Here is a 14,100-nt window from a genome sequence, read left to right as displayed (position 1 = left end):
ACGTTACACGTGCTCGGAAACGAGCGTGGCGGCAGTGTCTTCCTCAAGGGCCTGGAAGATGTGCGGGAGGTCGCCGGGATAGGCGATGTAGTCGCCCGGGTTGAGTTCGACCGGGTCGTCGGCCGGGCCGACCAGGGCCCGGCCGGAGCCGAGGATGACGTGTTCGACGACGCCCGGCATGTGCGGTTCGGACTTCCGGCCGGGGCCGGGGGAGGCGACGATGCGGTAGATGTCGCGACGGGCGTTCGGTGGGCTGGATGCGACCAGGGTGGCGCTGTATTCGGCCTGGTCGGAGTAGATGATCGGGCCCTCGCCGGCGCGGATGAGCTGCACCTTCGGGCGGGGTGGGTCGAGGAGTGCCGCGAACGGGGTGTCGAGGGCAACCGCCAAGGCCCACAGGGTTTCGACGCTGGGGTTGCCGGTGCCGGACTCGAGCTGCGAGAGCGTCGACTTGGCGACGCCGGCGCGTTTGGCCACCTCGGTCAGGGACAGCCCTGCCCGGGCCCGATGTCTGCGCAACGACGCGGCGATCACGTCGAGGGGTGCCTTGGTGTCCATCTGTGTTCGCTCCATCGGTCTGGTTGTTCGGCTTGACGAACGGGCGGAGTGCTGTTCATCATAATGCCCATGCGTTCGATCTGGCGAACACTCGACCGTGGCCTGGGCCGTGACATCGGCCTGGTCTGCCTGGCCGACGGCGTGGTCGGTCTGTCCTACGGCGCGATCAGCGTCGGCGGCGGGCTGCCGCTGTGGGTGCCGGTGCTGCTCTCGATCGTGGTGTTCGCGGGCGCGTCGCAGTTCCTGTTCGTCGGGATCGTGGCGGCCGGCGGCAGCCCGATCGCCGCGATGATCGCCGGTCTGCTGGTGAACACCCGGCACGTCGCGTTCGGTCTGGCGGTCAGTGACGTCATCGGCAGTGGCTGGCGGCGTTTCCCGGGCAGCCACGTGATGACCGACGAGAACGTCGCGTTCGCGATGGGCCAGGAGGAGCTCGAGCAGAAGCGCGCCGCCTACTGGGCGGGCGGCATCGGCATCTTCATCTGCTGGAACCTCGGCGTCGTCGTCGGCGGTCTGGCCGGCTCCGTCATCACCGACACCGACAAGTTCGGCCTGGACGCGGCCTTCCCCGCGGTTCTGCTCGCCCTGGTCCTGCCGGCGCTGCGCGATCGTTCGACCCGTACGGCGGCCTTGATCGGAACCGTGGTCGCGTTGGCGGCAACGCCTTTCCTGCCGGCCGGTCTGCCGGTGCTGCTCGCCTTGGCGGGCCTGCTGTTCTATCGCGCGGACAAGCCCGCCCTGGAGGTGTCTCGATGACCAACACCCCGCTCGTGCTGGCCGGCATCCTGATCCTTGCCGTGGGCACCTTTTCGCTACGATTCGCCGGTCCGGCGCTGCGCAGCCGCTTCGAGATCCCGGAGCGGGCCCAGCAGTTCCTCGCCGCGGCGGCCATCGTCCTGCTGACCGCGCTGGTTGCGACCTCCGCGCTGACCGACGGCCACGGTCCGGCCGGGATCGCCCGCCCTGCTGGTGTGCTGGTCGGCGGCGTCCTGGCCTGGCGTAAAGCCCCGTTCGTGCTGGTCGTGGTGGCGGCCGCCGTGACCGCGGCCGGCCTGCGACTGCTCGGCGTACCGTAGCCGGAAGCTATAGCGTGCTCTCATGAACGAACGCAGTGAGTTCATCATCGAGCGCAGCGCCTGTTGTGTCTCATCCGCGCCCGGAGCGAAGCGAGGACGTGGATGAGCACCTATCCCGGGCAGCCGGTGCCGGCGCCGGCTCCGGCGAAGAAGACGCTGATCTGGATCGCGATCGCGTGCTTCACGATCGGCCTCCTGCTGACCGGGTTCTTCGTCTGGCGGATCGTCGTGACGGCACCGCGGACGCCGGAGTCGATCGACAACGGCGTGGTCCACCTGGACAAGGAGGGCCTGACGATCTACTCGTCCGTGCCGGTGCCCGCGCCGCCGTGCGAGGCGAAGGACTCCTCGGGGGCTGACGTGCCGCTCGAGGATCCGGGTGGATCGGAGACGATCACGATCAACGGCGAGAGCTGGTACGTCGTCGCCCGGTCGGTGGACCCGGTCCCGGCGGGGGACTACAGCATCTCCTGCGCCGATGAGGAGACGTCCGCGACGTACGCCGTCGGGCCGCGGTCGTCCGTGGTCGCGTTCGTGCTGTCGATCTTCGGGGCGATCGGGTCCTTCCTCGTCTTCCTCGCCCTCGGCGCGACCCTGCTCGTCATCGGCATCGTGAAGAACCGCCGCCGCAACCGCCCGGGCAACACCTTCCCCACCCAGCCACCAGGTGCCCCCGGCAACTACCCGCCCGGCACCTATCCCCAGCAGGGGAACTACCCGCAGCAGGGGAACTACCCGCAGCAGGGGAACTACCCGCAGCAGGGGAACTACCCGCCGCCGGGCAACTATCCGCCGCCGGGGAACTACCCACCGCCGGGCGGCTATCCGCCGCCGGGGAACTACCCACCGCCGGACAGCAATCCACCACCGGGCAGCAATCCGCAGCAGGGCAACAACCCGCCGCCGGGCAACACATTCCCGCCGCCTCCGCCGTACAACCCGGGACCGAATCCGGACCGCCCCCAGGATCGGTAACCCCATGGACCTCGACTGGCCCGGCTGCCGCAACGCGCGCGACGTCGGCGGACTGCCGACCGCCGACGGCCGCACCATCCGCCCAGGCGTCCTGATCCGTTCGGAGAGCCTGCAGTACCTCACCCCCGAAGGCGTCGAGGCAGTACGGCGTTCCAACGTCAGCCGGATCCTGGATCTCCGCGGCGACTGGGAGGTGGAGAGCGCACCGACCCCGTTCACCGGCGGCCCGCTCGCCGTCCGCCAGTCACTGCAGGACCCGGCCGACCCGGATCACGGCCAGCCGACGATCGTCGCGGCCTGCATCTGGATGCTCGACCGGCGACCGGAGTTGTTCGCGGCCGCGGTGAAGGCGATCGCGGACGAGCCCGAAGGCGCGGTGGTCGTGCACTGTCACGGCGGCAAGGACCGCACCGGCATGGTCGTGGCGCTCGCGCTCAGCGTCGCCGGCGTACCCGAGGACGAGATCGTGGCCGACTACTTCCTCACCCAGGTGCGACTCGCCGGGTGGCTGGCCGAACAATTGGCGGACGAACCGGACACCTCGAAGCATTCGGAGATGATCGAGTTCCGCGACACGCGCGCCGAATCGCTGGTCGCAATTCTGCGGCATGTCGACGAAAAGTACGGCGGCGCCGAGGCATACCTGCGGCACGGTGGTCTCACCACCGACGATCTCGACCGCCTGCGCGCCCGGCTGATCGCCTAGCCGCTGAGGTCGACCACCGTCACGACCGCGTCACAGAGCGCAGTAGATTGGCGCAATGCCGACCGCCGCAGTGTTGGATGCCGCCCCTCCGGCGCGGCGGGTCATGGGGCCTTGGTTCCCGGCCTTCCCTCGTCACTCCAGTCGCTTCGCTCCCTGCGTTCCTCAGTCCAGGTCGGGGGCCTCATGACCGGGCCGACCGGGGTAACCGACCCGGCGGCACTGGCCGAACGCTTCGGACTCTCCAAAAGCTCGATCCGCCCCTCGCTCGGCTCGTATCTGCGCGAGCTGTGGAGCCGTCGCCAGTTCGTCCTCAGCTACGCCACTGCCCGCACCTACGCCATGTACGCCGGAGCCCGCCTCGGCTCGCTCTGGCAGGTGCTGACACCGCTGCTCAACGCCGCGGTCTACTACCTCGCCTTCGGTGTCCTGCTCGGTACCAAGAACGGCATCGACAACTACGTCGCGTTCTTGCTCAGCGGGATCTTCGTCTTCACGTTCACGCAGCGTTGCATGACCGAAGGCTCCCGCTCACTGGCGCTGAACCTGTCGCTGATCCGCACTCTGCACTTCCCGCGCGCGACGCTCCCGCTGGCCTATGTGCTGAACGAGCTGAACCAGATGCTCGTCTCGATGGGCATCCTGTTCGTGATCGTCGGCCTCACCGACGGATTCGCCTGGCGCTGGCTGCTCGTCGTACCGGCACTGTTCCTGCAGGTCATGTTCAACGTCGGGATCACGCTGGTCTTCGCGCGGATCGGGACGTTCGTGTCGGACGTCAGTCAGCTGCTGCCGTTCATCACGCGGACCTGGCTGTACGCGTCCGGGATCTTCTTCTCGCTGCCGGCCAAGCTGGCCCAGATCGACGCACCGGGCTGGGTGGTCCAGGTCCTCGCGTTCAACCCGATCTCGGCGTACATCGACATCGTGCGGCGCGCGCTGCTCGACGAGCACGAGCGCAACCAGCTGCCGCATGCGTGGACGATCGCGATCGTCTGGTCGTTCGTGATGCTCGCCGCGGGGTTCGTGTACTTCTGGCGTGCGGAGGATCGCTATGGGCGAGGCTGAGCCAACGGTCATCGCGGACCACCTCGACATCATCTACAAGGTGATCGCGGGCCAGGGCGGCAAGGGCACGGCGGCGACCGCGTTCCGGCGGATCCTGAAGCACCAGGACCGGCCGACGATCCGCGAGGTGCATGCGGTCAGGGACGTCAGTTTCACTGCCTACAAGGGCGATGCGATCGGCGTGATCGGCCGCAACGGCTCCGGCAAGTCGACGCTGTTGCGTGCGATCGCCGGGCTGCTGCCACCCGCGTCCGGCGTGGTCTACACCGGCGGGCGGCCGTCGCTGCTCGGCGTCAACGCTGCGATGATGAACGACCTCACCGGCGACCGGAACGTCGTCCTGGGGTGTCTCGCGATGGGCATGTCGTCGGCCGAGATCGAGCAGCGGTACGACGAGATCGTCGAGTTCTCCGGGATCGGCGACTTCATCGACCTGCCGATGTCGACGTACTCGACCGGGATGGCGGCGCGGCTGAAGTTCGCGATCGCGTCGGCGAAGACGCATGACATCCTGCTCGTTGACGAGGCGCTGGCGACCGGTGACGCCGAGTTCCGGGTCCGGTCCGAACGCAAGATCCGCGAACTGCGCGACCAGGCCGGCACGGTGTTCCTGGTCAGCCACAGCCTCGAGGTCGTCCTCGACACCTGCAACCGAGCCCTCTGGCTGGACGCCGGCGTACTCCGCCAGGACGGCCCCGTCGAAGAAGTAGTAGCCGCCTACACCAAATCCGCCACCCGGGCGTAGCTCCCGCCCCGCGGTGGGGTGGTTGGTGGTGGGGTGGGTCAGACGGCTTTCGGGTCTTCTTTGAGGCCTAGGAGGAAGCCGAGGCCCCAGGAGACGTGCATGGTGGCGCAGACCAGGGGCATCCAGATCAGGGCCTTCCACGGCAGGTAGCGGCCTTCGAACGCGGAGCCGGCCAGCAGGAGTACGGCGTACCCGAGCGGAGCCAGGAAGCCGAGGTCGAGCCAGCTGCTGCCGGTGGCCAGGCCGATGATGCCGAGGATGGTGCCGACCGCGAGCAGGATCACCGCGACCGGCGGCGCCAGGTAACGCTTGTTCGCCGTCTCGGGGTGCCGGCGGATCACCTCGCGGCGCCACTGGCCGGTGTGGAAGAACTGCTTCGCGACCGCCGACAGCGACGAGCGCGGCCGGTAGGTGACGGACAGGTCGGGAGTGAACCAGATCAGGCCACCGGTCTTGCGGATCCGGTAGTTCAGCTCCCAGTCCTGGGCCCGGTGCATGGTCTCGTCGAACCCGCCGACTCGTTCGAGCGCGGCCCGCCGGAACACGCCCAGGTAGACGGTGTCGGCCGGCCCGGCCTTGCCGCCTTGGTGGAACGCCGACGCACCCAGGCCCAGCCGGGACCGGTAGGCGCAGGCGACCGCCATCTCGGTCGGCGTCCGGCCCTCGGCCGCCATCACGCCGCCGACGTTGTCCGCGCCGCTCTCGTCGAGCACCTCGACCGCGCGGGTGATGTAGCCGTCGGTGAGGGCACCGTGCCCGTCGACCCGGACCAGGATGTCGTGCTTGGCATGCGCGATGCCGACGTTCAGCGCGGCCGGCGTCTTGCCGGTCGGGTTCGGCACGATGCTGATCCGCGGGTCGCGGTCGGCCAGCTTGTCCGCGATCTCCTGGGTCCGGTCCTTGCTCGGGCCGATGGCGAGCACGACCTCCAGCTCGCCGGGGTAGTCCTGGTCGAGGACGCGGCCGACCGCTTCCTCGAGGTGGCGTTCCTCGTTCAGCACGGGCATCACGACGGACACGGGCGGCCAGTGGGACAGCGGCATATCAGGCCTTACAGATCGAAGCGACGTCGTCGACGCCGGTGGCGGGTGTGGTGGTCGAGCTGCCGGGTTTCGGTGTGCTCGGCTTCTTCGTCGTACTGGTGGTCGGCTTGCTGGTGGTGCTACGCGGAGTGTTCGGAGTCTTACCGTCTCCCCCCGAGCCCGCCTTGTCCAGCGCTTCCGACTTCGCGATGGTCTCGGCGACCTTGGTTCTGATCAGCGCGAAGTCGGGATCGCCGGTGTGGATCAACGGCGGGACCGCGGAGAAGCTTGACACCGGCAGCTTCTTCGCGTCCAGCGCGAGATCGGTGAAAGTGCCCAGCTCACTGGCCGGAATGCTGGTCTTGACCACCTGTTTGCTGGCCGAGGCGATGCCCTGGAACTTGGTCAGCACGGTCGACGGCGACAGCTGGTTCAGCATCGCCGACATCACGCACTTCTGCCGGGCCATCCGCTCGTAGTCCGACGACTCGGCCCGGGACCGCGCGAACCAGAGTGCGTGGTAACCGTCCAAGTGCTGGTTCTTGCCGGCCTCGATGTAGCCCTTGATCGGCGAGCTGCCGCCGCCGATCGGGACCCGCTTGCCGATGTCCAGGGTGATCCCGCCGACCGCGTTGAGCAGGTCCCGGAATCCGGCCAGGTCGATCAGCACGAAGTAGTTGATCTTCAGCCCGGTGACCGCCTCGATCGCCTGCGTGGTCGCGGTCTCACCGGGGTTCGGGTCGCCGGGGAAGAGGTTCTTGTGGTCGGCGGCGTACGTATAGACGGCGTTCAGCAGGCACTCGGCGCCGCAGTTCTTCCACGTGAATCCGTCCGGGAACTGCTTGGCCATCGCCGTGCCGGCCGGGAACGGCACCTTGGCCAGGTTCCGCGGCAGGCCGATCAGGACGGTCCGGCCGGTGTCCGCGTCGATGCTGGCCACGGTCATGCTGTCCGGGCGGGTGCCGATCCGGTCCGCGCCGGAGTCGCCGCCCATCAGCAGCACGTTGTAGCGGCCCTTCTCGGCCTTCGACTTCTGCCCGCTGCCGAACACGCTGGCGACGAAGTCGCGCTGGGTGTTCACGATCACGCTGCCGTAGATGAGCGCACCGACCACCGCGAACACCAGGACACCGTCCAGGATGCTGGTGATGAGCCGGTGGTTGCGCTCCAGCGTCAGCGGCTGGCCGAGCCGGTACGCGTCGACGAACAGCGCGGCCCAGCCGATCGCGAGCAGGATCAGCAGCACCTGGACGATCCGCAGGGTGCCCGGCCTGGCCATCAGGTTGATCGTGCCGGAGCGCCACACCAGCCCCAGCAGCACCAGGAAGACGACGATCGCGATCAGCCCGGCGACGATGCGCCAGGCCCAGCGACCGGCTCGCTTGCTGCCGGCCACGATCTGCGCCGATCCGGGCAGCACCAGTGTCATCAGGACCAGCGTCAAGGCCCGCTTGAACCGCACCGGCTCGCCGAGATTGCGCAGGTCAGGTTTCTCCTGCGGCATGACGTCCTTCCGTTCTCTGATCACGCGGCACGGCGGGCCGATACTGCAGTCGACCGTACCTTGTCGTCCCCACCCTCTCCGGTACGACGTGCCGGATGAGCCGATGGTTCGAGCAGAGGCGGACCCGGAGACGAAGAGTAGCAGTCCTCTCACGCAGCGCAGGAAAACCCGTGCGTATACCCGCCTTCATACGGCTGTGATGGTGACCGGCAGGTGCATGCGTTACGAAGTCTTCCAAATACAATCAGTGAGAACAGGAAACCGCCCATGAAACTGTTCCGTACACTTCTGGCCGCTACCGCGGTCGTCGCCACCACGCTGGTCGGCAGTACGTCGGCCCAAGCCTTCGAACCCGCCGTACGGGCGCCTGGCGCCGACTTCACCGGGATCGCCGCGCTCAGCAACTGCTCCGCGTCCCTGGTCCGGTACGCCGAATCCGTCAGCACCGACAAGGCGCTCGTACTCACCAACGGGCACTGCTACGAAGGCGGGTTCCTGCAGCCCGGTCAGGTGCTGGTGAACCGTGCGTCGTCCCGGTCGATCACGCTGCTCAAGCCGGACTCCAGCCGGGCCGGCACCGTCCGCGCGAGCCGGATCCTCTTCGGCACGATGACCAAGACCGACATGATCGTCTACCAGGTGAACGAGAGCTACGCCTCGATCAAGAGCCGTCTCAACGTCTCGCCGCTCACGCTGGCCAAGCAGGGCCCGGCGAACGGCGCCGGGATGGCGGTCGTGTCCGGCTACTGGAAGCGCATCTACACGTGCTCGGTGCAGGCGACCATCCCGCAGTTGCGCGAGGGTGACTGGACCTGGCAGAGCTCGATCAAGTACCAGCAGCCCGGCTGCGAGACGATCGGCGGTACGTCGGGATCCCCGGTGGTCAGCACCTCGACCGGTGAGGTGATCGGCGTGAACAACACCGGTAACGAGGACGGCGAGCGCTGCACGGTGAACAACCCGTGCGAGGTCGACGCCGATGGCAACATCACAGTCGAGCAGGGCGCGGCGTACGGTCAGCAGACCTGGTGGCTCTACACCTGCCTGACCGCGACCCGCGCCATCGACCTGAACAAGTCGGGGTGCCAGCTCCCGAAGCCGGCCGCGCGTCACTGACGCTGCGTCACGACGGGTGCGGGGTGACGCACACCACTGGGAAATCCGGTAACGTCGCCCCGCATGGCTGTCGACTCCTCCACTGACCAGGTCAGTACGTCGAGGTGGCCGAGTCCCCTCGGGGTCCGGACCCGCTTGGTCGCGTCCAGTGCGCTGATGCTCTTCACCGAGCTTGCGCTGATCCGCTGGACCGGCTCGAACGTGGTCCATCTCAGCTACTTCTCGAACTTCGTGCTGCTCGGTTCGTTCCTCGGTATCGGAATCGGCATCCTCCGGTCCGGCAAGGCGAAGCGGTTGCCGTACTACTCACCGATCATGCTCGGGCTGCTGGTCCTGGTGATCGCGTGGAAGCCGGTGACGGTGAACCGCGGCAGTTCGTCGAGCGTCATCTACTTCACCAGCCTGAACACCACCGGCCCGCCCGTGTGGGTGATCCTGCCGATCATCTTCATCGCGGCCGCGGTGGTGCTGGCCGGTCCCGCCGAGCTCGTCGGCCGGTGTTTCGCCGAGTTGCCACGACTGACGGCGTACCGGTTCGACCTGATCGGCAGCCTGATCGGGATCGTTGGCTTCACCGGGTTGTCGTTCCTGGGCGCGCCGCCGATCTGGTGGGGCCTGGTCGTCACGGTCATGTTCGGTGCCCTGATGATTCCGCGGTCTCCCGGAACCGGTCGCCGTGCCGTTGCCACCGGGTTGAGTGCCGCGTTCGTACTGTCGCCGTTGCTGGTGATGCTGGGTGTGCTCTTCCATGAGTCGACGCGGCCGGAGAACAGTTGGTCGCCGTACTACAAGGTGCAGACCAAGCAGTACACGTGGGAGAACGTGCCGCTGCTGACGATCACGGTGAACGGCGTACCGCACCAGCAGGCGATCCCGGCGGACGCACGGTTGCAGTGGGAGCCGCAGTACGGCCTCCCGTACGAGCGGGCCAACGTCGGCAAGGCGCCCAAGAACGTGCTGATCATCGGCGCCGGGTCGGGGTCGGACGTGGCGATCGCGTTGAAGAAGGGCGCGACGCACGTGGACGCGGTCGAGATCGACCCGCGGATCCGTGACCTCGGCAAGGCGCTGCACCCGGACAGGCCGTACCAGGACCCGCGGGTCTCGTCGCACATCGACGACGGACGGGCGTTCCTGTCCCGGACCGACAAGAAGTACGACCTGATCCTGCTGGCGCTGCCGGACTCGCTGACGCTGGTGAACGGTGCTAGCTCGCTGCGGCTGGAGAGCTACCTGTTCACCGAGGAGGCGTTCAAGTCCGCTCGCGATCACCTCAATCCGGGTGGCGCGTTCGCGATGTACAACTACTACCGCGAGACCTGGCTGATCGACCGGCTGGCGTCGACCGCGCAGTCGGCGTTCGGGCACAAGCCGTGCGTGGACAAGGTCGGCGACGACCTGCAGCAGGCGGTGGTCACGGTCGGTCTCACCGAGCAGGACCAGAGCTGTCAGAACGAGTGGGCCGGGACGACCTCCATCACGCCGCCGCCCGCGACCGACAACCGGCCGTTCCTGTACCTGTTCACCGACCGGATCCCGTCGCTGTACCTGGTGACGCTCGGCCTGGTCATGCTCGCCGGTCTGATCGGGGTCGGGATCGCCGGCGGCGGATCGTCGTACCGGCGGATGCGCCCGTACGCGGACCTGTTCCTGCTCGGCGCCGGCTTCATGCTGCTGGAGACCAAGAGCATTACCGGGTTCGCGCTGTTGTTCGGTACGACGTGGGTGGTGAACGCGATCGTGTTCGCCGGGGTGCTGGTGGCGGTCCTGGCCGCGGTCGAAGTGACCAGGAAGTTCAAGACGCCACCGGTGAAGATCATGTACGCCATTCTGTTCGGCGGGCTCGCGCTGGCGTGGATCTTCCCCGACGAGTGGCTGCTCTCGATGCCGCTGGGGTTGCGGGCCCTGGTTGCGGTGCTGATCGCGTTCCTGCCGATCTTCGCCGCGAACGTCATCTTCGCCAAGCGCTTCACCGACACCGCGGACGGCACCGCGTCCTTCGGCGCCAACCTGCTCGGCGCGATGCTCGGCGGCTGCCTCGAGTACGCCGCGCTGATCATCGGCTTCGACGGCCTCCTGATCATCGCCGCCCTGCTCTACGCCGGCGCCTTCATCCTCACCCCCAAAATCCGCCAGGTGGTACGGAGCTAACCGATGAGCGACCTGGCTGACTACTACCGCGACCGTGCGACGGAGTACGACGCGGTGTACGCGAAGCCGGAGCGGCAGGAGGACCTGGCGCGGCTGCGGGCCCTCCTGCCACCGCCGGCTTCTTCTGGTCACATGTGCCGCGGGCCGACGTACGACGATTTGCCGAGGCGCTGGTGGATCGGATCGAGCCGGGTGGCGTGGTGGTCCTGGCCGACAACCGTTTCGTAGCAGGCAGCAACCACCCGATCACGCGGACCACGGTGGACGGCGATACGTACCAGACACGGCAGTTGTCCGACGGGCGCACGTTCGAGGTGCTGAAGAGCTCCGCCGAAAGGTCCAGACCGGTCAGTCCCGGGCGATCTCCTGGGTCCGGGCGCGGACGTTTTCGTCGAACTCGGCCACTTTGGCCGCGGTCCGTTCGGGGGTGAGGGCCGACTCCTCGAGAACGGTGAAGCGGCCCGGGCGGGTCAGCGGGGCGTAGCACACGATCTCGGCGAACTCGTCCAGGCTGAAACCGAGGTCTGCGGGTCGTACCGGGAGCCCATGGCGATACAGGCAGTCGACGGTCGCGTTGAAGTGGTCCGCGTCGCCGCGCAGGAACCACGCGAAAGCTGCTCCCAGGCCGACTTGCTCACCGTGGAAGGCCCGTCGGCCCGGATAGCGCAGATCGATGGCGTGGGAGATCTCGTGGCAGGCCCCGGAGGCCGGCCGCGAGTTGCCCGCCACCACCATCGCCATCCCGGACAGCACCAGGCCCTCGGCCAGAGTGGTGAGGAACGCGTCGTCACCGACCCCGCCGCGATGATCCATCACCGCTTGTGCGGCGGTCCGGGCCAGCGAGACCGCGAAACCATCGATCGCCTCCCCGCGCAACCGGTGTGCGGCCTCCCAGTCAGCGGTCGCGGACAGGTTCGAGACGATGTCGCCGATGCCGCTGCGGACCGATCGAGGTGGTGCTTGGCCGATCAGGTCGAGGTCCACCAGCACGGCGATCGGCGCGGGAACGCTGTACGAACCGCGACCGGCGTCGTTGTCCAGCGTGCTGATTGGTGAGGCGATGCCGTCGTGCGCGAGGTTCGTGGCCACCGCGACCATCGGCAACCCGAGCCGGGCCGCGGCGAACTTGGTCACGTCCAGCACCGTGCCACCGCCGATCCCGACGATCGCGTCGTACTGCCGCGGGCGGATCTGCTCGACCAGCCTGATCGCGGCGTTGATCGTGCAGCCGTCCACGGTGAACCAGTCCGCGCCCGCGAGCCCGGCCTGGAAGGTCTCCCGGACGACCGGACCATGGGTCGGCCCGACCGCGATCGCCACCCGGCCGGAGGGCGAGATCCGCTGGTCGGCCAGGATCTTCGCCAACTCGCACAGGGCTCCCCGCCGCACGTCCACAACGAGCGGTGCCGGGATCATCCGGGCTAAGAGCGGCATACGATCTCCCGCGCCCGGGTCAGGTCTGCGTGGTTGTCGATCTCGACCCAGTCGACCGTGCCGATCGGAGCCACGTCGATCCGGAATCCCTGGTCCACAAGGACTTGGTACGCATCTTCGTAGTAGAGCTGCGGATCGTCTTCCCAGGTCTCCTGGAGTGCGGTGGCGAGGTCGGTCGCCACGTCCGGCTCGATCACGCAGACGCCGATGAACTCACCGGTGGCGGCGCCTGGGTCCATCAGCTTGGTGATCCGCTCGACGCCGTTGTCCTCGGACCAGATCACCTTCATCTCCTCCTCGGCCAGCTTCTTCTCGGTGTCGAGGGCCAGGATGATCCGCCGACCGCCACCACGGGCGTCGAGCAGGGTCTGCTGGACCGAGGCCGGGTGCACGGTGTCGCCGTTGGCCAGCAGCGCGCCGGATTTCAGGTGGTCGCGGGCGCACCACAGCGAGTAGGCGTTGTTCCAGGTCTCGGCCTTGTCGTTGTGGATCAGTTCGAGGCTGACGCCGTGCCGCTGCTCGAACCCTTTGACGCGGGCCGCGACCGCATCAGCGGCGTACCCGACGACTATGCCGACATCGGTGACGCCGACCGACGCGTAGTTGGCCAGGATCAGGTCGAGCACGGTGGTTTCCGGGCCGATCGGGACCAATGCCTTGGGCAACGTGTCCGTGTACGGGCGGAGCCGGCGACCCGCGCCGGCGGCGAGAACGAGGCCGATCATGACCCATGGTACGAGTTCGGCCCGTCTGAGCGCGCTGGTTTGCGAGGTGGTGGCACCATCAGGTCATGACGTGGCTTGTGACTGGTGGTGCTGGGTATATCGGGGCGCATGTGGTGCGGGCGTTCCTGGCCGATGGGATCGATGTTGTGGTGATCGATGACCTGTCGAGTGGGAAGGCCGAGTTCGTGCCGGACGGGGTGCCGTTCGTGCAGGCGAACCTGCTCGACGGCACGGCGGTGCGCAGCGCGCTGGACGGGGTCAGCGGGGTCGTGCACCTGGCCGGGTTCAAGTACGCCGGTGTCTCGGTGGACCGGCCGCTGCACACGTACACCCAGAACGTGACCGGGATGGTGTCGCTGCTGGAGGCGATGGCGGAGCAGGAGATCCGCAACATCGTGTTCTCCTCCAGCGCGGGCGTTTACGGCACCCCGAAGGACGAGCTGGTGACCGAGCAGACGGCACCGGATCCGCAGAGCCCGTACGGCGAGTCGAAGCTGGTCGGGGAGTGGCTGCTCCGGGACCAGGCCGCCGCCACCGACCTGCGCCACACCTCGCTGCGCTACTTCAACGTGGTCGGCTCCGGCGACCCGAAGGTGTACGACGCCAGCCCGTACAACCTGTTCCCGATCGTGTGCGACCTGCTCACCCAGGGCAAGGTGCCGCAGATCTACGGCAACGATCACCCGACGCCGGACGGCACCTCGGTCAAGGACTACGTCCACGTTGCCGACCTGGCTCGCGCGCACGTGGCCGCCGCCCGCGCCCTGGACGCCGGCAAGACCCTGGAGCGGGTCTACAACCTGGGCAGCGGCACCGGCACCTCGGTCCGCGAGATCATGGACGCCGCCCGCCGCGTCACCGGGATCGACTTCACCCCGACCGAGGGTCCGCGCCGCCCCGGTGACCCGTCACGCGTCGTCGCCGACGGTCAACTGGCCGCCCGCGATCTCGACTGGAAGAACACCTACTCGGTCGACGACATGTTCGCGACCGCGTGGGAGGCCTGGCCGAAGAGCTGAATCG

The 14,100-nt window shown here is 68.0% G+C and carries 15 protein-coding genes; 10 read left to right on the top strand and 5 right to left on the bottom strand.

The window, feature by feature from the left end:
• Positions 1-3: 3 nt before the first annotated feature.
• Entirely contained in the window at positions 4-573 is a 570-nt protein-coding gene (locus tag AB0E63_RS10070) for an XRE family transcriptional regulator (RefSeq protein ID WP_360363813.1), read from the bottom strand.
• A gap of 54 nt (positions 574-627) precedes the next feature.
• On the opposite strand from AB0E63_RS10070, the gene AB0E63_RS10065 reads away from it, so the two are divergent.
• From AB0E63_RS10065 to AB0E63_RS10040, 6 genes are all read left to right on the top strand, one after another.
• Positions 628-1,314 (top strand): AzlC family ABC transporter permease, encoded by a 687-nt coding sequence (locus tag AB0E63_RS10065; protein WP_360363811.1) that lies wholly within the window; start codon positions 628-630, stop codon positions 1,312-1,314.
• The gene (locus tag AB0E63_RS10060; RefSeq protein ID WP_360363809.1) at positions 1,311-1,634 is read left to right on the top strand and encodes an AzlD domain-containing protein; all 324 of its coding nucleotides are present in this window, start codon (positions 1,311-1,313) and stop codon (positions 1,632-1,634) included. Before AB0E63_RS10065 ends, AB0E63_RS10060 begins: the two co-directional genes overlap by 4 nt.
• Positions 1,635-1,736: 102 nt before the next feature.
• Entirely contained in the window at positions 1,737-2,609 is an 873-nt protein-coding gene (locus AB0E63_RS10055) for a hypothetical protein (protein WP_360363807.1), read from the top strand.
• 4 nt (positions 2,610-2,613) lie between these two features.
• Positions 2,614-3,315, top strand: a complete 702-nt coding sequence (locus AB0E63_RS10050; protein WP_360363805.1) for a tyrosine-protein phosphatase — start codon at positions 2,614-2,616, stop codon at positions 3,313-3,315.
• Between the two features lie 183 nt (positions 3,316-3,498).
• Positions 3,499-4,380, top strand: coding sequence for an ABC transporter permease (locus tag AB0E63_RS10045; RefSeq protein ID WP_360363804.1), 882 nt, complete (start codon positions 3,499-3,501; stop codon positions 4,378-4,380).
• Positions 4,367-5,125 (top strand): ABC transporter ATP-binding protein, encoded by a 759-nt coding sequence (locus tag AB0E63_RS10040; protein ID WP_360363802.1) that lies wholly within the window; start codon positions 4,367-4,369, stop codon positions 5,123-5,125. Before AB0E63_RS10045 ends, AB0E63_RS10040 begins: the two co-directional genes overlap by 14 nt.
• Positions 5,126-5,163: 38 nt before the next feature.
• Here the strand turns inward: AB0E63_RS10040 and AB0E63_RS10035 are convergent, their stop codons facing one another.
• Positions 5,164-6,162, bottom strand: a complete 999-nt coding sequence (locus AB0E63_RS10035; RefSeq protein WP_360363945.1) for a glycosyltransferase family 2 protein — start codon at positions 6,160-6,162, stop codon at positions 5,164-5,166.
• Positions 6,163-6,169: 7 nt separating this feature from the next.
• Positions 6,170-7,651: an LCP family protein gene (locus tag AB0E63_RS10030; RefSeq protein WP_360363800.1), complete on the bottom strand. Its 1,482-nt coding sequence runs from the start codon at positions 7,649-7,651 to the stop codon at positions 6,170-6,172.
• A gap of 267 nt (positions 7,652-7,918) precedes the next feature.
• Here AB0E63_RS10030 and AB0E63_RS10025 point away from each other — a divergent pair, with 267 nt between their 5' ends.
• From AB0E63_RS10025 to AB0E63_RS10015, 3 genes are all read left to right on the top strand, one after another.
• Positions 7,919-8,767, top strand: coding sequence for a serine protease (locus AB0E63_RS10025; RefSeq protein WP_360363798.1), 849 nt, complete (start codon positions 7,919-7,921; stop codon positions 8,765-8,767).
• Between the two features lie 63 nt (positions 8,768-8,830).
• On the top strand, positions 8,831-10,918 hold the full coding sequence (locus AB0E63_RS10020; protein WP_360363796.1) for a spermidine synthase: 2,088 nt from the start codon (positions 8,831-8,833) through the stop codon (positions 10,916-10,918).
• Positions 10,919-10,921: 3 nt separating this feature from the next.
• On the top strand, positions 10,922-11,146 hold the full coding sequence (locus AB0E63_RS10015; RefSeq protein WP_360363794.1) for a hypothetical protein: 225 nt from the start codon (positions 10,922-10,924) through the stop codon (positions 11,144-11,146).
• A gap of 120 nt (positions 11,147-11,266) precedes the next feature.
• On the opposite strand, the gene AB0E63_RS10010 is transcribed toward AB0E63_RS10015, so the two are convergent.
• Positions 11,267-12,352, bottom strand: coding sequence for an iron-containing alcohol dehydrogenase family protein (locus AB0E63_RS10010; RefSeq protein WP_360363792.1), 1,086 nt, complete (start codon positions 12,350-12,352; stop codon positions 11,267-11,269).
• On the bottom strand, positions 12,340-13,077 hold the full coding sequence (locus tag AB0E63_RS10005; RefSeq protein ID WP_360363790.1) for a phosphocholine cytidylyltransferase family protein: 738 nt from the start codon (positions 13,075-13,077) through the stop codon (positions 12,340-12,342). Before AB0E63_RS10005 ends, AB0E63_RS10010 begins: the two co-directional genes overlap by 13 nt.
• 65 nt (positions 13,078-13,142) lie before the next feature.
• On the opposite strand from AB0E63_RS10005, the gene galE reads away from it, so the two are divergent.
• Positions 13,143-14,096 (top strand): UDP-glucose 4-epimerase GalE, encoded by a 954-nt coding sequence (galE, locus tag AB0E63_RS10000; protein ID WP_360363788.1) that lies wholly within the window; start codon positions 13,143-13,145, stop codon positions 14,094-14,096.
• Positions 14,097-14,100: the final 4 nt, after the last annotated feature.

Origin of the sequence: Kribbella sp. NPDC026596, from assembly GCF_040638415.1 — a bacterium.
Classification (GTDB): Bacteria; Actinomycetota; Actinomycetes; order Propionibacteriales; family Kribbellaceae; genus Kribbella.
Note: the sequence above shows the minus strand (reverse complement) of the source record. Positions and strands in the feature narration are given on the sequence as shown.